This window comes from Rhodococcus sp. NPDC056743, from assembly GCF_042790355.1.
Classification (GTDB): Bacteria; Actinomycetota; Actinomycetes; order Mycobacteriales; family Mycobacteriaceae; genus Rhodococcus_F.
The window spans coordinates 54,401-73,529 of record NZ_JBHTZI010000001.1 but is presented as its reverse complement, the minus strand read 5'-3'; the positions used below and the strand labels follow the sequence as shown (position 1 = coordinate 73,529).

Genomic DNA, 19,129 nt, shown 5'->3' with positions numbered 1-19,129 from the left:
TCGAACTGCAATCGAAATCAGGTTTCACCGCAAAAAAGTGCCCGCGACCTGCACCGCAGGAGCAGAGCTGTCTGCGCCGGCGATGAAAACCGCAAACGCCAGATCTCCCCTGATCCCGACAAACCATCCATGCGCTGGACCGCCGTCAACTTCCGCTGTTCCGGTCTTGCCCAACAGTCCGTCGATGTCGGCGAGAGTCGTGGCGGTACCGCCGGTGACGGTCTCACGCATCATGGTCCGCAACTGTTCGGTCACCACCGCGGGGGTGGGCGTCACAGTCTGGTCGGCAACCCCCGGCTTTCCTTTCACGACCATCGGGGCCGGCGTTTCACCGTGCGCGATAGACGCTGCGACCAACGCCATCCCGAACGGCGTGGCCGTGACGGTTCCCTGCCCGATCGCCGATTCGACACGTTCGGCCGGCGTGTTCGCGTCTGGCACATTTCCGGTCACAGTCGTCAGGCCTGGGGTGACGTAGTCGACTCCCAATCCGAATTGCAGTGCCGCATCGTGCAGCGCGTCCGCGGGCAGACCAACGGCCAGACGCGCCATCGTCGTGTTGCACGAATGCGCGAAAGCGGTGTGCAGGGGCACCGAGCCGAGATCGAACTCGTCGTCGTTGGGAATCTGTCGGCCCTCGACGTTCTCGGTGCCTGGACATGGCAGGACCGTGTCGGGAGTCGCAACTCCGGCTTGCAGCGCCGCCGACGTAGTCACGGTCTTGAATGTCGAGCCCGGCGGATACAGACCCGTGAGCGCAATCGGCCCCTGAGCATCGGCGGCCGAGTTCTGGGCAACCGCAAGAACAGCTCCGGACGACGGTTGCAGCGCCACGATCACCGCAGGCTGCGTCACCGCGGCGAGAGCGTTCTCCGCTCCTAATTGAAGTGTCCGGTCGATTGTTGTTGCGATGGTCGGCGCGACCGGGCCGTCCTGTCCGGCGATCGTGGTCGCCGACCCGTTCTCCTTCACCATTTGCACCGCCCACCCAGCGGATTTGTCCTGACCTTCCTGCCACAGGTCGCTCAGCCCGCTGAAGGTCGGCGACGTCAGAGCCTTGTCGACGGACAGCAACCGCGCTTGTGGGGCAAGCGTCACCCCGGGCAGGGAAGCCAACCGTTCTTGAATGGGTGCAAGGTCTTCCGCGCGAAGGGTGATTGCCGTGATCGGTTTTCCGGCAGCCGCGGCGAGGTCATTGCGCAACGAATCTGCTGTGACCGTCGGTGCAATCGGAGAGACGAGCGCCGCCACGGCATCGGTGTCGGCGGCGGGCTCGAGGTTGACCAGTGTCACCACCTGCTGCTCCATGATGGGCTGTCCGGCGGAATCGAGAACCGCAGGCGGGGCACCGGTCGTGGGTGTGTACCGCAGGGTGGTCGACGCCCTCAGATCCGGTGCGAGCAATGCCGGATCCCATTCGATCAACCATTGATCGCCACTTGCTGATGCATTCCCGTTGGTGGAGTACGTCCAGTCTTGGCCTTCCCCGAAGTGCCAGGCCGCATCAAGAGTGAAGGTGCCGGCGCTGTCTCCGGATTTCTCAGCTTCCGAAACCGTGAACGTTCCCTCGTCCTTCCCCAGTCCGTCGATCATCGCGGTGATCGCGGTGGATGCCGCCGCGGGATCGGTCGTCAGGTTTGCCGCTGCTGACACGTCGTCGTCAGTGAGTGCAGACGCGAACTGCTCGGCCACTGATCGCGGCTGGTCAGGGCCACTGCTGCACGCGACGATACTGCTCGCGGCGGCTACTCCCATGACCGTGAACACGGTGATTTTTCGGATCAACGGGTGGCGAATATCAACTCTCGATGGGCGCACCTTCTCGATCATGCCCGAAATTGTGGCGAACACTGGATTATCGGTGTAATCATGTAATCAGAGCAATCAACGCTCCAGACGACTTTCAGGAGAACGTCATGAAAAACTCACACGGCCCCGGCGAGCGCGGATTCGGACGCCCCGGAGGTTGGCAACAAGCATCAGTTCCCGATGCCGGTGACGCGGCCGACTGGTTTGCCGGCAGGCTCCCCGACACCTGGTTCACCCGCCCGGCCGATGTTCAGGTGGACCGCGAGGAGATCGTCGTGATCGGGGAATTACCACCCGTCGACGGCGGATCCGCGGCAGCGGAAGGCCGTATCTCTCGCTTCCGTGAAACCACCCGCGCCGATCGCATGCGCATCGCCGACGAAGCCGAGGCCCGATACGGCCGGAAGGTGGCGTGGGGTGTGAAACTCGACGAAAAGACCGTCCTGTTCACACATCTCGCGGTTCCGGTAATGACACGGTTGCGTCAACCCGAGCGCAAGGTACTCGACACGTTAGTAGACGCGGGTGTTGCCAGGTCACGCGCCGACGCACTCAAGTGGACCGTCCGCCTCGCCGGTCAGCACAGCGAACAGTGGCTAGCGGAACTCCGAGATGCGATGAAGAAGGTCGACGATCTGAGAACGGAGGGGCCGAAGATCTGACGATGCACATCACACGCTAATTCGATTGCCTACGACGACGGTCATCGAGTAGCGTCGATTCTCAGCAGTTTCATCCCCGACAGAACAGGAAACGGGCCGTTGCTCATCTAGAGGTTCATTACGCGAAGGCATCCACACCCATCAGCCGCGGCTGAGCCGGGTGGTCCCCGCACCCTCTGGAGTACAACATGACCCACTCTCATTCCTCTTTGTCTCTGTCCGACCTCACGTTCACCTGGCCGGACGGCGAACCTGTCTTCGCAGGTCTGAGCTTTGTGTTCCCCAGCGGCCGTGTCGGTCTGGTGGGATTGAACGGCTCCGGGAAGTCCACGCTGTTGCGTGTGATCGCGGGCCGATTGACACCCGACGCCGGTTCCGTTCATGCTTCCGGCGAGATCGGCTACCTACGCCAGGACATCACACTCGATCCGAATGTTCGAGTGGATGACATCCTGGAGATCACCGATCTACGTATTGCCTTGCACCGCATAGAAACCGGTGAGGGTACCGAGGCTGACTTCGCGTTGGCCGAAGGCAACTGGGACATCGAGGAACGTGCGATCTCGACTCTGCACCGACTCGGGCTCGAACGTGTTGTCCCCGGCACCGAGGCCTTGGGACGCACCGTCGGTACGCTTTCCGGCGGCGAGACGGTGCTCCTCGGTCTCACCGCGACCCTTCTGAAAAATCCGCAGGTGCTGCTACTGGACGAGCCGACCAATAATCTGGACCAATTGGCGCGCGCCCGGGTTCATGCCGCCGTCCAACAGTTCCCCGGCACGGTCTTGGTCGTGAGTCACGACCGGGAGTTGTTGAACAGCATGGAATTCACGGTGGAACTTCGTCGTGGAAATCTTCGGACGTTCGGTGGCAATTACTCCCTGTACCAGGAGGTGACAACGGCGGAACAGGAGAACGCCCTGGCCGCCGTGCGCGACGCCAAGACCGATCTGGCAAAGCAGAGCCGCGAATTGATCGAAGCACGAACCAAACTGGATCGCCGCAAGCGGTACGGCCAGAAGATTCAAGACGAGAAGCGGCTACCGCCGATCCTGGCGCAGGCCCGCAAGCGTAAAGCCGAGGTTTCGGCAGGAAAACTGTCGGTCAACCATATCGGCAAGGTCGACGACGCGAAGTCTGCTCTTGCCGACGCGGAGAAGCTACTTCGCGACGATCGCGAAATTCGTTTGGATCTTCCTGACACACAGGTACATCCGGGACAGCAGGTGGCGTCACTGGAGAGTGTTCCGCTGCGCAGCGGCCAGACTGCTTCTCTGCATATCACCGGACCGGAACGTATCGCAATTGTGGGGCCCAACGGAATTGGGAAGACGACCCTTCTCGACGCACTGGTGGAGGCTCAGCCATATGTTCCCTGCCGCGTACTTCGCCAGCGGCTGGACGTGTTCGACGAGAGCCTGTCGGTAGCCGAGAATGTCGCAGCGGCCGCGCCGCATGCAACCAGTGAGGAAATTCGTGGACAACTGGCTCGATTCCTTTTCCGCGGAACCGATTCCGATGTGACTGCGTCTGCACTGTCCGGCGGTGAACGTCTCCGCGCGGCGTTGGCGACCATCCTCCTTGCGCAGCCCGCTCCCAAACTCTTGATCCTGGACGAGCCGACCAACAATCTGGATCTCCCCAGCCTTGCCCATCTCACACAAGCACTTCACGATTTCCGGGGTGCGCTGGTTGTTGTCAGCCACGATCTTCCGTTCTTGCGGGAAATCAACATCACCCGATGGATCAGGATGGACGAGAACGGAATTCAGGACATCGATCCCGAGTAGCAACGACGCTATCGCCACGTCCATAATGGATCGGTGATGCAGGATGCGAGAAACCCCGTTGACGGTACCCGGATCGCGTACCAGGTCGTGGGGACGGGAACTCCCCTGCTGATGGTTCACGGCACTGCTCTGTCGCATTCGATCTGGCGTGGTTTCGGCTACGTCAAAGCCTTGCAGGATCAATACCGGATGATCCTGGTCGACATGCGCGGGCACGGTCGCAGCGAGAAGCCGCACACGTCCGATTCCTACGCGATGGATCTGGTGGTCGGCGATCTCCTCGAGGTCCTCGATACCGAGTCGCCGTTCGAACCCGCCCATGTCCTGGGGTATTCGTTCGGTGGGCGCGCAACACTGTCGTTGGCTATCGAGCACTCCGAACGGGTGCGATCGCTGACCGTCGGCGGTGGGAGCAGCAGACCCATGACCGGCGCGTTCGACGCGCTTTTCTTCCCGGGCTGCGTCGGCGCCCTCGAGGAGGGCGGGATCGACGGTTTTCTCGACGGCTGGGGCGCCAGGCGCGGCAGGCCGGTCGATCCGCAGACCGCGGCGGCATTTCGCCGGAACGATCCCCTCGCGCTGGCCGCGTATATGCGACGGTCCGACGTCGAACCGGGTATCGACGACAATGTTCTTCGCGAGATGATCACTCCGACATTGATGTTCGTCGGATCCAAGGACCGGGAGCGACGACCCGATACTGAGCACGCCGCGTCCCTGATCCCGGACTGTTCACTCACCGTCATCGACGGCACTGACCATGCCAGTGCCGTCGTGGCATCTGACGCCGTTCTAGCGTCGTTGATTCCTTTTCTGCGCCGGCACTAGCCCAGCAATCCCTTTGCGATGTGCGTGACCTGAATTTCGTTGCTGCCGGCGTAGATCATGAGCGACTTCGCGTCACGGGCCAACTGCTCGACGCGATACTCGGCCATGTAGCCGTTTCCGCCGAACAACTGGACGGCTTCCATGGCAACTTCGGTTGCGGCGCGCGACGAGTACAGCTTCATCGCCGACGCCTCGGCGAGGGTCACCTTGTCGCCGGCTGCCGTGCGCTCGATCGCGTTGAAGACCATGTTCTGCACATTGATTCGGGCTACTTCCATCTCGGCGAGCTTGAGTTGGATGAGCTGGAACTGTCCGATTTCGCGGCCCCACAGTTTGCGGGACTTCGCGTAGTCGATGCAGAGGCGGTGGCATTCGTTGATGATTCCGAGGGACAGGGACGCAATGCCGATGCGTTCGGCGGCGAAGCTTTCCTTGGCACTGGATTTTCCGTCGGATTTTCCGCTGTCTTCGGTTTCGCCGAGCAGGCGATCCTTGGTGATGCGGACGTTGTCGAAGAACAGCTCGCCGGTGGGTGAGGAGTTCATGCCCATCTTCTTGAACGGCGGGCTCTGGGTGAACCCTTCCATGCCCTTGTCGAGGATGAATGCGAGCACCTTGCGGTCGCGGCGGTCTACGGAGGCGTCACCTTCGTCGAGCTTGGCGTAGACGATGGTGACGTCGGCATACGGTCCGTTGGTGATGAAGGTTTTGTTGCCGTTGAGGATGTAGTCGTCGCCGTCGCGGCGAACGTAGGATTTCATGCCGCCGAAGGCGTCGGATCCGGAATCAGGTTCGGTGATCGCCCAGGCGCCGACGGTCTCGAAGGTGACCAGTCCGGGCAGCCAGCGTTCCTTCTGCGCGAGGGTGCCGCGGCTGCGGATCGTTCCGGCCGCAAGCCCGAGACTGACGCCCAGCGACGCGACCAGGCCAAGACTCACGCCGGCCAGTTCACTGTTGAGTACGACGCCCATACTCCCGGCGCCGCTGAAGGCGCTTCCCTTCTCACCGTCGCGGGCTGGTGCGTCGCCACGCTCGCGGGCAAGAGTTTTCTCGAGACCCTCGCGTGCCATGTCGGCCAATCCGAAGGTCGAGTACAGCTTTCGGATGATGTCGAAAGGCGGGAGCGCTCCGCTTTCGAGTTCGTCGACGTGCGGCCGCACCTCCTTGTCGATAAAGCCCCGCAAGGCGTCGCGGAACATCAGGTCGGTGTCGGACCACTCGTACATGTGCGTGCACTCCACTCGCTGAACGATCGGCTGCCGGAAAACAGCCTCACCTCGAATATAGAACACGTTCCAGTTGATGGGGTAGAACTGAGTGGATGGAACTCAGCTGATCAGTCCCATCCGCTGTGAAAGCCACTCGAGTTCCTGCTTCATAGCGGCCGACCACACGACAAAACTGTGGCCGCCGGGCAGTTCGACGTACTTGACGTTCATGCCCGCGGCTTTGGCCGCGTCGTAGATCTTCTGCTGCCCGGGCTTGAAGTCGTTGTCGTCGCTTCCGACCACCACGATGCCGGCAGAATCGGGGAACTTCCGGTTCGCCAGGATGTCCATCGGATTGACCTTCTTGAACGCTGCCTCGTCGCCGCCGAAAATCTGATCGACAGTCCGTTTCCGATCACCGAGCGACGGTTCGACCTGCCCGGAGAAGTCCAGGAACGTCGGGTAGATTTCCGGGAAGTTGGTCGCCATCTGGAGCGAGCATGTCCCGCCGTACGACAGTCCGCCGATGGCCCAAGCCTGCGGATCGGTATCGACCTGGAATGCCGACGTCACTGCAGCGGGTAGATCCTTGGCAAGATACGTCGCAACATTTCCCGCCGGCGAGTCAGTACACAGCGGGTTGGCGAACTGTGTGCCGGTCGCGTCGGCCATCACGACGATCGGCGCGAGTCCGGAATGCTCGCGCGCAAAGGAATCCATTGTGGCGGTGATCTTCCCGCCTTGCAGCCAATCCTGCGGGCTTCCCGGCTGCCCGGCCATCAGGACCAGAACGGGGAGCAACGGACGAGGATCCGTGAAGTACGACGCCGGCAGATATACCTCGGCATCGCGTGCGGTAAATCCTGAAACCGTTCCGGGGACAGGAAGAGTCGTCACTCGGCCGCGGTTAGACATGCCGTCCGGGGCTTTCCAGACTGCATCCGTGGGATCGCCGGTCACAACCGGATTGGTCGGACCGGGCACGTCGGCAAGGTCGATCCGGTCGAAATCGTCGTGGCCCAGCACAATTCCCACAGTCGGATACGCGGAGAACTCGAGGTTGATCTGCACCGCGGCCGTAAGCACCATCAGTAGTGCTGCGACGACGGACAGCACTGCGCTTCGAATACTGCCGCCGGCTTTGATGCGCGGGCCGAGAAGCAGGAGCCCGTACACGGCAAAACCGATCCACACGTAGATCGACATCGCAATCGGATCGGGGAAAGGCACGATCACTTTCTCCACCAGGATCCACGCCGCCACCATGATCACCAATGCAGCGACGCCGCACACCGGAATCGCGTAGCGGTAGAACCACCGAGGCTTCCCACTGAGCAACCACACTCCACCGAGTACGCCCAGAATCGTCAAGACCACAGGCACGGGACCAGAGATCACACTCGTCCGGTAGAGCCAGTCCACGTGTCGCCTCTCGTCGTGCCGCTACGCCTGTCCGTCGAAAGCGTAGAGCCGTAATCGAGGGTTCGCCACGATCGAGGGGTTTCCAGGCACGGCTAGTACCCTGAAGCAGGTGACTTTCATCAAGATCTGTGGCCTCCGCGACGCCGATACCGTCGACCTCGCCGTCCGACTCGGCGTCGACGCCATTGGTTTTGTCTTTGCCGAGAGTGTCCGCAAGGTCGACACGGCGCTTGCCACCGACCTCATTGCCCGAGTCCCCGGCACCATCCGAGCTGTCGGCGTGTTTCTCGGCAACCCGCTCGATCAGATCCTCGAGATCGCCGGGGTTACAGGACTGACGTATGTCCAGGTCCATGATCTCGAGTCCGCCGAGCAGGTTCAGCAACTGCACGACGCGGGCCTGACGGTGATTCGAGCGGTCGTCTCCGGCCGGGTGCGCGACGGCTACAGCCTCGATCTGGGCGAGGACGAACTCCTGATCGACGGAGCCGACGCCGGTTCCGGAGTGACCTGGGATTGGGCGCAGCAGCAGTCCAGGCCTGCGGGCCAGTGGATTCTGGCCGGCGGTCTCGGGCCAGACAATGTCCGCGCCGCACTGGACGCCACCGGGGCCTGGGGTGTCGACGTGTCCAGTGGCGTCGAGTCCTCACGTGGTGTCAAGGACCATGCGTTGATCACAAAATTTGTAGCGGCGGCTCGCGGCTAGATCAGAGCTGCCGACCGGTCGGCCGCAGCCCACGCACCCAGCACGGTCCGCACGCCGGTCACCAACTGCAGCGGCTGATCGATCATCACGTGGTGACCGGCGTCGGGAATTTCCGCGACGATTGCTTCCGGCCCCAACAGGATTCGGATGTCGGCCATCAGTGCGTCGGAGACAATTCCGTTCTCCGCCCGGAAATATGCTGTGCGGCAACGCGGGCTGTGATCGGTCACCTTGCCGGCACCGGTGCGAACGAAGACCCCCGGATCGAATTTCCACGACCAACCGCCGTCGACGGCTTCCATCGAGGTGTCCGCAACATGGTCACGGACGCACGGCAATCCAGTGTCCTGCGCCGGAACGAAGCGGAAGCGCGCCTTCGCGTCTTCGCGAGTCGGGTAGATCTTCTTCGGGCCGAATGCGTTCTCCTTCCGACTGGCTTCTTCTTCCGGCGTCAATGCCCGCAACGGCGAGTCGATGATGACTACACCACCGAGTTCGTCGCCGAGGATGTCCGAGGCCACGAACGAGACGATCCCGCCCATGCTGTGTCCCACCACGATCGGCTTTCCCTCGATCCCGCCGGCCCCCGCCGCCTCGACTATCTCGCGTGCCCACATCGCCAGCGCGTAACTCTCGCGGGTGCCACTGTCTCCGTGCCCACTCAGGTCGAGGGCGACAACTCGGTGATCGGCAGCCAGCTGCGGACCGATGTGATCCCACCACCGACTGTGTGCGGCGCCGCCGTGAACCAGCACGATTCCCGGCCCAACCGGCCCCCAGGCGCGGAATCGTACGGTTGTACCCTCGACGTCTACCGAGCCTGTCTCGGTGGGCGTCGACAACGCCTTCGTGAACCAGTCCGGGGCTTGCTGCGCCTCTTCGACGTTCGTGTTGCTCATTTCCTGAACATAACCCACCCGTCTCAATCCTTTCGGAACACTTCCCCTGTAACCACACGATCACCTATATTGAATCCGGCCTCAAGTTCAATTGTTCTACCGAGAGGGACACATGCCGAACCGCCAAGTACGCCTCGCTACGCGACCGACGGGCCTTCCCAACGCCTCCACCTGGGAATATGTCGACGCCGACATTCCCGTCGCCGGGCCGGGCGAGTTTGTCGTCAAGGTCGAATACCTCTCACTCGACCCCGCTATGCGCGGTTGGCTCAACGACGTGAAGTCGTACGTTCCGCCGGTGAAACTCGGTTCCGTCATGCGCGCTCACGGCGTCGGTCACATCACGGAGTCGCAGCATCCCGAGTTCAAAGTCGGCGAGGTTGTCGCGGGAGCGTTCGGCGCAGCGGAGTTCGGGCTGTCAGACGGTACCGACGTAACACGGGTCGACGAATCCATCGCACCCATGCCCACCTGGCTCGGAGCACTCGGATTCCCGGGCGTCACAGCCTATTTCGGCCTTCTCGAGGTCGGAAAACTGAAAGACGGCGACACCGTTGTCGTCTCCGGTGCCGCCGGAGCGGTGGGAAGCTTGGTCGGCCAGATCGCAAAGATCCACGGCTGCAGGGTAATCGGCATTGCCGGTGGCCCCGAGAAGTGTGCATGGCTCACCGACGAACTCGGATTCGACGCCGCGATCGACTACAAGAACGAATCCGTCTACAAAGCCCTGCGCGCTGCGGCGCCCGACGGAATCGACGTGTACTTCGACAATGTCGGTGGCGAAATCCTCGACGCCGCACTCTCCCGCCTGCGCCTGGGCGCTCGCGTTGTCATCTGCGGCGCTATTGCCGGCTACAACGCCACCGAGCCGCAACCTGGTCCGTCGCACTATCTGTCACTTCTCGTGAACCGGGCAACCATGGCCGGCTTTGTGGTCTTCGATTATCTCGATCGATACTCCGAGGCGCAGGAACAGATCGGGAAATGGATCAAGAGCGGTCAGTTGACGGCTCGCGAGCACATCGTCGACGGCGGCATCGACGCGTTCGGCGAAAGCCTCAATCTCCTGTTCGCGGGGGCTAACACGGGAAAGCTGGTTCTGCGGGTGTAGCCGAATCGGGTACAGCCGAATCCTCCCCCAGTCGCGGCGGCGCGGTGCGGTAGGTGGCCGGAGTGGCACTGAGCCGAATCGGGTTGGCCACCTGCCGGATCGGTACTGGGCGGCGCGGATCATCGATAGTGGCAACAGGATCGAGGTTCAACCGGTCGGCAAGCTCCATCGCATCCGCGATGTTGTTGAGCGGGCCGCACGGAACACCACGTGCCGCCAACCTCTCGAACCAGTAGTCGGCAGTGTGAGATGCCAGAGCACGTGTCAACGCCTCGAACAGTTCCTCGCGATGAGCAACCCGATCGCGGTTTGTCGCGAAACGCGCATCGGCTGCCAGCTGAGGGATCCCCAGAACGTCTGTCAGAGAAGCGAACTGCCGATCATTTCCCACTGCCAAGACGAGCTTCCGATCAGCCGTGTCAAACAGTTCGTACGGCGCGATACTGGGGTGGCGGTTCCCCATCGCCTGTGGAACCACCCCGGCAGCGACGTAGCCGGACGACTGATTGGCAAGTGCCGACAGCAACGAGGACAACAGATTAACTTCGACATGTTGGCCCTCACCGGTCCGGTCCCGATGACGTAGCGCAGCAAGGATTCCGACGCTTGCATGCAGGCCAGTGATGACGTCCACCACCGCTACACCGACCTTGGTGGGCGAATGCGGGTCCGGCCCGGTGATGCTCATCAAACCGCCGACCGCCTGGATCAACAGGTCGTATCCCGGAAGTGAGTTGTTTCCACCGAACCCGCTGATCGAGCAGTACACGATCGACGGATTCATCTCCTGCGCAGCGTCGTAACCCAATCCGAGCCGGTCCATGGTTCCTGGCAGGAAGTTCTGCACGACAACATCGGCGGTGCGAACCAAGTCCTGCGCGGCCTCCAGGTCATGGGCGTCACGCAAGTCCAACGTGACCGATTTCTTGTTCCGGTTCACGGAGAGAAAGTAACTGGACTCTTCGCCGACCCACGGCGGTCCCCAACTGCGGGTGTCGTCGCCGACGCCGGGACGCTCGATCTTGATCACCTCGGCGCCGAGATCCGCCAGGATCATCGTGGCGTACGGCCCGGCGAGCACTCGGCCGAAGTCGGCGATCACCAGTCCGTCCAGAGCGCCAGGCGTTGTCACCGGAATGCTTCCTCACCCGTCAGTGCCCGGCCGATCACCAACTGGTGAACCTCGGAGGTGCCTTCGTACGTGAGGACCGATTCGAGATTGTTGGCGTGCCGGATGACCGGGTATTCCAACGTGATGCCGTTGGCACCCAGGATCGTTCGGCACTGCCGGGCGATCTTGATGGCTTCGCGCACATTGTTCAGCTTGCCGGTGCTGACCTGCTCGGGGCGAACGGTGCCGGCGTCCTTGAGTCGTCCGAGATGGATCGCGAGCAACTGCCCCTTACCCAATTCGACTGCCATGTCGGCGATCTTGGCCTGCGTCAGCTGATAGGCGGCCAGCGATTTGTCGAAAACCTGCCGATCACGGGCGTAGGCGATTGCAGTCTCGAGGCAGTCGCGGGCAGCGCCCATCGAGCCGAAGATGATGCCGAACCTGGCCTCGTTGAGGCAACCGAGCGGACCGGACAGGCCGCGGGCGTTTGGCAGCATCGCCGATGCGGGCAGTCGCACGTCCTCGAGCACGAGCTCGGAGGTAACGGACGCACGCAACGACATCTTGTTCTTGATTTCGGGTGCCGAGAACCCGGGAGTGTTTGTCGGAACGACAAATCCGCGCACACCGTCCTCGGTTCGCGCCCAGACCACAGCGACGTCTGCGACGGATCCGTTGGTGATCCACATCTTGGTGCCATTGAGAATCCAGTCGTCACCGTCGCGCTTGGCATTGGTGCGCATACCGCCTGGGTTGGAACCGAAGTCGGGTTCCGTGAGACCGAAGCAGCCGAGGGCGGTACCCGCCGCCATGCGCGGAAGCCACTCTTCCTTCTGCTCTTCACTGCCGTTGTAATGGATCGCGAACATCGCGAGCGACCCTTGAACGGAAACGAGGCTGCGAATACCGGAGTCGACGGCTTCGAGTTCCTGGCACGCCAGGCCGTACGCGGTGGCGCTCATCCCGGCGCAGCCGTACCCCTCGAGGTGCATGCCCAGCACGCCCAACGATCCGAGTTCCTGCGCCAACTCGCGCACCGGCAGTGCCGCATCTTCGAACCACTGACCGATGTGTGGGCGGATGCGAGTCTCGACCATCGTGCGCACAGTGTCGCGGATCGCGATTTCCTCGGCGTCGAGCAGCGTGTCGATGGAAAACAGTTCGGACAGGGACTGCGGCGTGCTCACGTTGCCTCCAAGGATGTACGTACGGGTTTCGACGAGATTGACGAGAACGATTGTGCAATCGTTTGCATCACCTAGAGTAGAGACCGAATTGGCATCACGTCAATCCCCGAAATGAGTCTCAGGAGCCCCCGAGTTGATGTCGCCGGACCCGTCGACCCGCAGCAGCCGACGCCCACCCACCCTGCGAGAAATCGCGGACAAGGCCGGGGTTCACATCTCGACAGCATCGCGGGTCCTGCGCCAGCCTGAACCCGTCGACGGCTGGTCCGACTCGGCGCAGCGCGTACGTCAGGTCGCCGAAGAACTCGGCTACCAGCCAAATCTCTGGGCCGCAAGCCTGCGAACACGCAAAACCACAACCATCGGTGTGGTCATGCCGAGACTCACCGACGGCGTCGTCGCCACGATGTTCGGCGGCATCGAAGAAGCCGCGACGGCTGCCGGCTACTCGGTTCTGCTGTCCAGCCCGCCCGACGATCTTGATGCCCAACGCAAAGCCGTCGAGTTCCTGATCAGCCGTCAGGTCGACGGCCTCATGCTCAGCAGCATCCACCTGCCCGGCGCCGATTTTGTCGAGTCGCTACCCACGCGCTCACTCCCCGTCCTGCTCCTCAACCGCCACATCGACGTCGGGCTCCCCTACGTCAGCGGCGACGACCGCCGCGGCGGATACCTTGCCGGCAGGCACCTGCTGGACTGCGGCTACCGCGACCTCGGGGTGATTGCCGGGCCGGATCACGCCAGTACCTCACGCGAACGCGTCGCCGGATTCCGTGACGCGCTCGCCGAAGCAGGCTTGGAACTGCCGCCGCACCGGATCGTTGCCTCCGATTTCGAGGTGGAAGGTGGTGTTCGAGCTGCAACCCAACTGCTCAGTGGCCCGACGCGTCCCGACGCTATCTTCACGGTCAGCGACACCATTGCCATCGGTGTTCTCGGCGTCGCCCGGGATCTGGGCCTGAGCATTCCGAACGACCTTGCGCTGGTGGGCTACAACGACATTCCGGTGGTCTCGCAACTGCCCGTCCCACTGACTACAGTTCGCTCACCGGCCCGCAAGATCGGTGCAACCGGGGTCCAGAATCTGCTCTCCCTCATGGCGGGAAAGAGCGTCGAATCGGTGAAACTGCCGGTCGAACTGATCGTGCGGGCCTCGACGCGTTACCAGACTTCGGATTCCTCGATCCCTAACCGACTGGCGTAGCGCGAGTTGAGATCGTCCCAGCCGTACTCGCGTGCCTTCTCGCCCACGATGGGACCGAACGGCGAACCCGCAAGCAGCGCATCGAGGACGTCGAAGCACAAATGCCACCCCGCGGCCAACGCGGACGCCATTCCCTCGGCGCGCGAACGCTGAGTCAGAACCACCTCGGTTCCGCCGTCGACCGGAGTGAGCTCCCAGATCAATTCGTCCGGGCCCCATTCGTGTTCGAGTCGACGAGCTTGTTCGACCACTCGGACGGACGCCGGAAACGACATCTCCGGATCGCCTTCCTCCGAGAGCATGGCGATGACGACTTCGCCGACGCTGCCCAGGTTGCGATCAGCCGTGTACGGCGTCCACTTGGCCAACATTTCCGGATCGGTCACCGCCGCCCAGACCTGATCGACGGGGTACGGCAGCGTTCGCGGGAAGGTGACTACCGTGTCATCGCCATCGACGGTTACCGTCACGTCGGACAGGGCACTGGGCTGATATTGCTGGGCACTCATAGTTCGATCTCACCAGGTGCCGCCGACAGGAGCAACCGGCGTCAGGCTGGACTGATTCCGAACAGTTCGAACGCCGCCGCGACGGTGTGTTCGACCACGGGAAATTTGGTCACCCCCAAGTCGTGTTTGGCGCCGTCGAACTCCACCAACCTCGTTGCCGCGGAGATCAAGTCGAGCGCCGATCGTATCTCGTCCGTCGTCGCAAATTCGTCCTTCGATCCGTGCACCACCACTGTGGGAGTTGCCAGTGCCGGAAGATGCTCGGTGCGCAATTTCTCCGGCTTCTTCGGCGGATGCAGAGGGTAGGACAGCAAGATCAGCCCGTTCACCAATTGTGGGTCCTCGGCCGCCAGCATCGAGGCCTGGCGACCGCCGTACGAATGACCACCGAGAAGTACAGGCCCACGGCTCGGGTAGTCCTTGCGCAGCGTCGCAACAACATCCGCGATTCCCGCCCGGTCTTCGGCGGCGCGGGACGGGTGCGGCGGTCCCTTCGGCCGACGCACGCGGTAGGCGAGATCGAATCGCAACACCTGCACTCCCGCTTCGGCAAAGCCCTCGGCAACAGCGCGAAGGAGCACAGTGTCGCAGTTGCTTCCGGCGCCGTGAGTGAGCGCCAACGTCGCGATCGGCGCGGCATCGGGCCGATGCAGGAATCCGTGCAGCTCACCGCGGTCGACGGTTTCCAGAGTGGTCATGGTCGCATCCTCGTCCGGCCCGCGCGGGCCTGCTCGACTGCTGCCGTCATCGTGCCCTCGTATGCCGGTCCGTGTCCGGGGAAGATGACGCCGGCCGGGGTTGCCGCAATGGCGTCCAGCGCCTCGTCTGTTGCAGCTCGGTGATGATTGAACGGACACACCAGGAACTGCGGACCCGTCTGCCTCGACGTCGCATGCCCCGTCACCAGGGCGTCACCCGAAGCAATGACGCCGGCGCCGGGAATCAGGTACGCACTGTGCCCGTCGGTATGCCCGTGCGTGGGAATCGGCACGATGGCGCCGGGAACATCCAGGGCGACACCTTCCGCAAAAGCCTGTGCCTGAGGCAGTTCCGCGCCCTTCAGCGCGCCGGCGCCGATCACGTCGAACAGCCATTTCGGCGCACCCCGACGCCACAGGAGTAACGGAACCTTGACCGGCCCCAGTTGTTGCAGGTATTCGCGTCGCGCATGAGGGACTTCCAACGGGTCCATCAGCACCGGAATGTCATGGCGGGTCAGTATGTCCGCAATCCCACCGATGTGGTCGATGTGAGCGTGAGTGACAAGCACGGCGCGCACGTCGCCGATGCGGTGACCGATCTGCTCGATGGACCGTTCCACGTCACCGCCGTTGGCCGGGTACCCACCGTCGATCAGAGTGAGATCGGAGCCCTCCTCGACAAGAACCCAGTTTGCGTGCCCACATCGAACCAGGTGCGTGTTGTCGATCCGCGTGATCGACAGTTCCTTAGTACTCATGATTGGTAGTGTGCGCCACGTGTCGGAATCCCGGAACAGCGCCAGTGACCGAACCGTGCGGGGCCTCGCCGAAGCAGGCCTGGTCGCAGCAGCATTCGCGCTGCCTACAGCAGTGAAACGTCGCATCACCGGCCCGCCGGTGATCAAGGACGGACACACTCTCGACGCCGACGCCCACATGTTGTTGACTCTTGCCAAGGCCCGGCCGCGGCCCGCACTGTCGTCGGAACCGCAGGTACTGGCCGCAGCCCGCGCCGAATTGACGCGGACGGCGATGATGATGGCTGGTCGACCGGCGTCGGCGCGCACGGAAGACATCTCCGTGCAGGGTGCCGACTGTCCCCTTCGTGCTCGCCTCTACGTACCCATCCACGAATCCGGTGCGCTGCTGGTGTTCTTCCATGGCGGCGGCTGGGTCCAGGGCGACCTCGAGTCACATGACGCTCCCTGCCGGTTGTTGGCAGAAACGTCGGGAGCCCGGGTCATCTCCGTCGAATATCGTCTAGCACCCGAATTCCCGTTCCCCACACCAGTACACGACGCCTATGCGTCGTATCTCGACATTGTTTCCCGGGCAGCCGAGTTCGCCGTCGATCCCACCCGCATTGCTGTGGGCGGCGACAGTGCAGGTGGGCACCTGTCGGCAGTTGTTGCGCTCCGCGCCCGAGATGACGGGTATCCATCACCAGCAGCGCAGTTGTTGATCTATCCGGCCACCGATTTTCACGAGAGAAGGCCGTCCCGAACGACATTCGGCGATGGGTTTTTCCTTACCGAAGCAAATATGAACTTCTACGAGCACAGCTTCCTAGGGGAGAACTCGGATCGACTGGACCCGTGGGTATCTCCACTACGTGCACAAAGCCTCAACGATCTGCCACCGGCGATTGTGGTGACAGCCGGATTCGATCCCCTCCGCGATGAAGGCGAGGCATACGCACAGCTGCTGCGCGACAACGGAGTTCGCGTTGTCGCGCGGCGCTATCCCGGATTCATCCACGGCTTCGTGAACGTTCTCGGCCCCAGCGCACGATCACGTGCGGCGGTTGTCGAAATAGGCGGAATGCTCCGAGCGCTGTTGGCCTAGAACGCCTAAGCAGCATTGAGGGCAATTGCGGCGTGAATGAGGCCCGTGAACGCTTTCTCGTCAATGGTGTCGCCCTCGTTGAAGTCGATGGCGCGCCTGGTGTTGCCTTCGAGGCTGGAGTTGAACATTCCCGTCGGATCATCCAACGCGGCGCCCTTGAAGAACGTCACCTTCACAGCCTTCTTGTATGTCTCACCCGTGCAGAGAATGCCGTTGTGCTCCCACACCGGAACCCCTCGCCACTTCCATTCCTCGACAACATCGGGGTCGGCTGCCTTGACCAGGGCCCGGATCCGCGCGAGCATCTCTCCGCGCCAGTCACCGAGTTCCTCGATCCTCGCGTCGATCAATTCCGAGGGAGAACTCCCTGCTGCGTCCTTCATCATGGTCGGCGCCCTCTCCAGGGTCGACTCGCTCCCGGTCACCTCGAGTATGCCCGTTTGTCTTCACGCCGGGCGGCAAACACGGCGCATGTTCGTTCACCCTGAGTTTCGTGATGAATAATGCAGCGATGCCATCACTCGGAACGCGAGTAACAACCGTCCTCTCGTCGAAGTCGCGAGGTGGGTTGTTGATCCGGTCCGCACTCGCGGCGGTCGTCACCGTCGGCGTAGTCATCTCCGCGGTCCTCTCGCTTGGCGGCGACAACCGTGTAGCCGACACCGCATCGGAATCACCGACCGATACGAAGGCCGGAACCCACAACAGCGCCGAAGCGATCATCGGGACATTCCCACCCGCGCTGGCCGAGAGCATCTGCTCGCCGGGCTCGCCCAACTCGACAGGCGACCTGTACCTACTCTGCACGGTCAACTCCGGATCAGCTCTCGCCCAGAGCGTCTCAACCGACTACAACATCACCTTCGTCGCCTGGGTAAACCAGACCGAGGCTGGTGAGACTCTCATCGACTGGCGTGAGAACGAGCGGCCAGAGCTCATCACCGAGAACGCCTCGCGTACCGCAGCTGCCCGCATCGAGTACCGCGACGCCGTGAGCACCACGGACTACGCCAATTCCGACAGCGGGCTCCACTTCACCTCGAGCGCCATTTTTCCGGATGTTTTAGCCGCCAAGGCATTCCTCGAAAGCGCCGGGTTGATCTGACAATGCGCAAATTCCTGGCTGTCACCTTTGTCGGCGCGGTAAGCATCTTCGCAGTCGCATCGATATATTCTTCCGTCCGCAGCGACAGTGTCTCGTTCACCCCTCCGGTGGCGGCGATAGTCGAGCAGGCGGATTGCACTACACCTGATATCTCCGCGCCACTCAGCGGGCTCGCTCAGGTGGATTCACAGACCCCACCGATCACCGAACCAGGCTATCCGCCAACGGGTTTCGAACCCGTCGCGGTCATCCGGTGCGAGCGCGGGGAAAACGCCGCCGGTGGCTTGACTATCGATGCAGTTCGCCTCGAAGGCGATGTATCCGCGGCTGTCGAAGCATTCCGGACCGAATCGCACCGGTTCCGCGACAACATCTCGGCGTCATGCGCGATACGGGAACTCGAGCCCGCGGGCCTGTGGTTCGTCGACGCGTCGGGCGATGCATTTCGTCCCGCCTGGCCGTCGGCGCCGTGCGGCTTCCAGGACGCACCTCTCGCACCGCTGAATGCCTTGCACGAAGCCAGTCGTCAGCAGCACCCGATCGACGCAGTATCCGCAGACGATCCGGGAACCTGCCCGGACTCGATCGGATCTCTGTTCGAACTCACTACCCACGACGACGTCGACAAATCTGTGCGTGCAGATTCCGAGAACACCAGATACTCACCTCTCGACAGCCCGTTGGCCACGCCCGTCGACGACGTCGGGCGACTGCAGGTGTGCCGGTACAACCTGGGCCAGGCATCCTTGCATATCCGCTTGCCACTGGCAGACAGCGTCGAGTTGATGCAGGCAGCGTCCTCGGCACCCATCGCCCCACCGTGCGATCAGATCGCACAGCAGGTGGCGTCGATCGACCTCCGTCGAGCAGACGGTTCAGGGGGAACCCAAGTTTTTGCCGAACTCGACGGCTGCCAACGCATCGGATTCGGCGGATACCGTCAGGTACCCGCCTCGATCACCGAACTACTGACACGTTGACGAACTCACGAAAACCATTACCTAACAGCATTTGTCGAAGCATTCATTG

General features: G+C 62.5%; 19 protein-coding genes. 9 read left to right on the top strand and 10 right to left on the bottom strand.

Features of this window, described 5'->3' with window-relative positions; all coding sequences use genetic code 11:
- Window positions 1-24: 24 nt before the first annotated feature.
- Window positions 25-1,830, bottom strand: coding sequence for a penicillin-binding transpeptidase domain-containing protein (locus ACFRFQ_RS00380; RefSeq protein ID WP_378651646.1), 1,806 nt, complete (start codon window positions 1,828-1,830; stop codon window positions 25-27).
- A gap of 86 nt (window positions 1,831-1,916) precedes the next feature.
- On the opposite strand from ACFRFQ_RS00380, the gene ACFRFQ_RS00375 reads away from it, so the two are divergent.
- From ACFRFQ_RS00375 to ACFRFQ_RS00365, 3 genes are all read left to right on the top strand, one after another.
- Window positions 1,917-2,471 carry a hypothetical protein gene (locus ACFRFQ_RS00375; protein ID WP_378651643.1) on the top strand — a complete coding sequence of 185 codons (555 nt, stop codon included), beginning with the start codon at window positions 1,917-1,919 and terminating at the stop codon, window positions 2,469-2,471.
- Window positions 2,472-2,659: 188 nt separating this feature from the next.
- Window positions 2,660-4,261: an ABC-F family ATP-binding cassette domain-containing protein gene (locus ACFRFQ_RS00370; protein WP_378651640.1), complete on the top strand. Its 1,602-nt coding sequence runs from the start codon at window positions 2,660-2,662 to the stop codon at window positions 4,259-4,261.
- A 36-nt stretch (window positions 4,262-4,297) separates the two neighbouring features.
- Window positions 4,298-5,089 (top strand): alpha/beta fold hydrolase, encoded by a 792-nt coding sequence (locus ACFRFQ_RS00365; protein ID WP_378651637.1) that lies wholly within the window; start codon window positions 4,298-4,300, stop codon window positions 5,087-5,089.
- On the opposite strand, the gene ACFRFQ_RS00360 is transcribed toward ACFRFQ_RS00365, so the two are convergent.
- Both ACFRFQ_RS00360 and ACFRFQ_RS00355 read right to left on the bottom strand, forming a co-directional pair.
- On the bottom strand, window positions 5,086-6,315 hold the full coding sequence (locus ACFRFQ_RS00360) for an acyl-CoA dehydrogenase family protein (protein ID WP_378651634.1): 1,230 nt from the start codon (window positions 6,313-6,315) through the stop codon (window positions 5,086-5,088). The two genes, ACFRFQ_RS00365 and ACFRFQ_RS00360, sit on opposite strands and share 4 nt — an antisense overlap.
- 102 nt (window positions 6,316-6,417) lie before the next feature.
- Window positions 6,418-7,719: an alpha/beta hydrolase gene (locus tag ACFRFQ_RS00355; protein WP_378651631.1), complete on the bottom strand. Its 1,302-nt coding sequence runs from the start codon at window positions 7,717-7,719 to the stop codon at window positions 6,418-6,420.
- 109 nt (window positions 7,720-7,828) lie between these two features.
- On the opposite strand from ACFRFQ_RS00355, the gene ACFRFQ_RS00350 reads away from it, so the two are divergent.
- Window positions 7,829-8,425 (top strand): phosphoribosylanthranilate isomerase, encoded by a 597-nt coding sequence (locus tag ACFRFQ_RS00350; protein ID WP_378651629.1) that lies wholly within the window; start codon window positions 7,829-7,831, stop codon window positions 8,423-8,425.
- On the opposite strand, the gene ACFRFQ_RS00345 is transcribed toward ACFRFQ_RS00350, so the two are convergent.
- Complete coding sequence (locus ACFRFQ_RS00345) at window positions 8,422-9,324, bottom strand: alpha/beta fold hydrolase (protein ID WP_378651626.1); 903 nt, start codon at window positions 9,322-9,324, stop codon at window positions 8,422-8,424. The genes ACFRFQ_RS00350 and ACFRFQ_RS00345 overlap by 4 nt on opposite strands.
- Window positions 9,325-9,436: 112 nt before the next feature.
- Between ACFRFQ_RS00345 and ACFRFQ_RS00340 the strand changes: the two genes are divergently transcribed.
- Complete coding sequence (locus ACFRFQ_RS00340) at window positions 9,437-10,435, top strand: NADP-dependent oxidoreductase (protein WP_378651623.1); 999 nt, start codon at window positions 9,437-9,439, stop codon at window positions 10,433-10,435.
- Here the strand turns inward: ACFRFQ_RS00340 and ACFRFQ_RS00335 are convergent.
- Together ACFRFQ_RS00335 and ACFRFQ_RS00330 are read right to left on the bottom strand one after the other, a co-directional pair.
- Window positions 10,404-11,567: a CaiB/BaiF CoA transferase family protein gene (locus ACFRFQ_RS00335; protein ID WP_378651620.1), complete on the bottom strand. Its 1,164-nt coding sequence runs from the start codon at window positions 11,565-11,567 to the stop codon at window positions 10,404-10,406. The genes ACFRFQ_RS00340 and ACFRFQ_RS00335 overlap by 32 nt on opposite strands.
- Window positions 11,564-12,736, bottom strand: coding sequence for an acyl-CoA dehydrogenase family protein (locus ACFRFQ_RS00330; protein ID WP_378651618.1), 1,173 nt, complete (start codon window positions 12,734-12,736; stop codon window positions 11,564-11,566). The genes ACFRFQ_RS00335 and ACFRFQ_RS00330 overlap by 4 nt, the downstream gene beginning before the upstream one ends.
- Before the next feature lie 136 nt (window positions 12,737-12,872).
- Here ACFRFQ_RS00330 and ACFRFQ_RS00325 point away from each other — a divergent pair, with 136 nt between their 5' ends.
- Entirely contained in the window at window positions 12,873-13,940 is a 1,068-nt protein-coding gene (locus tag ACFRFQ_RS00325) for a LacI family DNA-binding transcriptional regulator (RefSeq protein ID WP_378651615.1), read from the top strand.
- Here ACFRFQ_RS00325 and ACFRFQ_RS00320 read toward each other — a convergent pair.
- Genes ACFRFQ_RS00320 through ACFRFQ_RS00310 form a run of 3 tightly spaced genes read right to left on the bottom strand, consistent with a single transcriptional unit; the run spans window position 13,898 to window position 15,908 of the window.
- Window positions 13,898-14,449 (bottom strand): SRPBCC family protein, encoded by a 552-nt coding sequence (locus ACFRFQ_RS00320; RefSeq protein ID WP_378651612.1) that lies wholly within the window; start codon window positions 14,447-14,449, stop codon window positions 13,898-13,900. The two genes, ACFRFQ_RS00325 and ACFRFQ_RS00320, sit on opposite strands and share 43 nt — an antisense overlap.
- A 41-nt stretch (window positions 14,450-14,490) precedes the next feature.
- Window positions 14,491-15,147, bottom strand: coding sequence for an alpha/beta fold hydrolase (locus tag ACFRFQ_RS00315; RefSeq protein ID WP_378651609.1), 657 nt, complete (start codon window positions 15,145-15,147; stop codon window positions 14,491-14,493).
- Window positions 15,144-15,908: an MBL fold metallo-hydrolase gene (locus ACFRFQ_RS00310; protein ID WP_378651606.1), complete on the bottom strand. Its 765-nt coding sequence runs from the start codon at window positions 15,906-15,908 to the stop codon at window positions 15,144-15,146. The genes ACFRFQ_RS00315 and ACFRFQ_RS00310 overlap by 4 nt, the downstream gene beginning before the upstream one ends.
- Before the next feature lie 19 nt (window positions 15,909-15,927).
- On the opposite strand from ACFRFQ_RS00310, the gene ACFRFQ_RS00305 reads away from it, so the two are divergent.
- A complete protein-coding gene (locus ACFRFQ_RS00305) occupies window positions 15,928-16,995 on the top strand; it encodes an alpha/beta hydrolase (protein WP_378651603.1) in 1,068 nt (355 codons plus the stop codon).
- A 5-nt stretch (window positions 16,996-17,000) separates the two neighbouring features.
- Here the strand turns inward: ACFRFQ_RS00305 and ACFRFQ_RS00300 are convergent, their stop codons facing one another.
- Window positions 17,001-17,381 carry a DUF1801 domain-containing protein gene (locus ACFRFQ_RS00300; RefSeq protein ID WP_378651600.1) on the bottom strand — a complete coding sequence of 127 codons (381 nt, stop codon included), beginning with the start codon at window positions 17,379-17,381 and terminating at the stop codon, window positions 17,001-17,003.
- A 125-nt stretch (window positions 17,382-17,506) separates the two neighbouring features.
- Between ACFRFQ_RS00300 and ACFRFQ_RS00295 the strand changes: the two genes are divergently transcribed.
- Window positions 17,507-18,100 (top strand): hypothetical protein, encoded by a 594-nt coding sequence (locus ACFRFQ_RS00295; RefSeq protein WP_378651598.1) that lies wholly within the window; start codon window positions 17,507-17,509, stop codon window positions 18,098-18,100.
- Window positions 18,101-18,102: 2 nt separating this feature from the next.
- Window positions 18,103-19,080 carry a hypothetical protein gene (locus ACFRFQ_RS00290; RefSeq protein ID WP_378651595.1) on the top strand — a complete coding sequence of 326 codons (978 nt, stop codon included), beginning with the start codon at window positions 18,103-18,105 and terminating at the stop codon, window positions 19,078-19,080.
- Window positions 19,081-19,129: the final 49 nt, after the last annotated feature.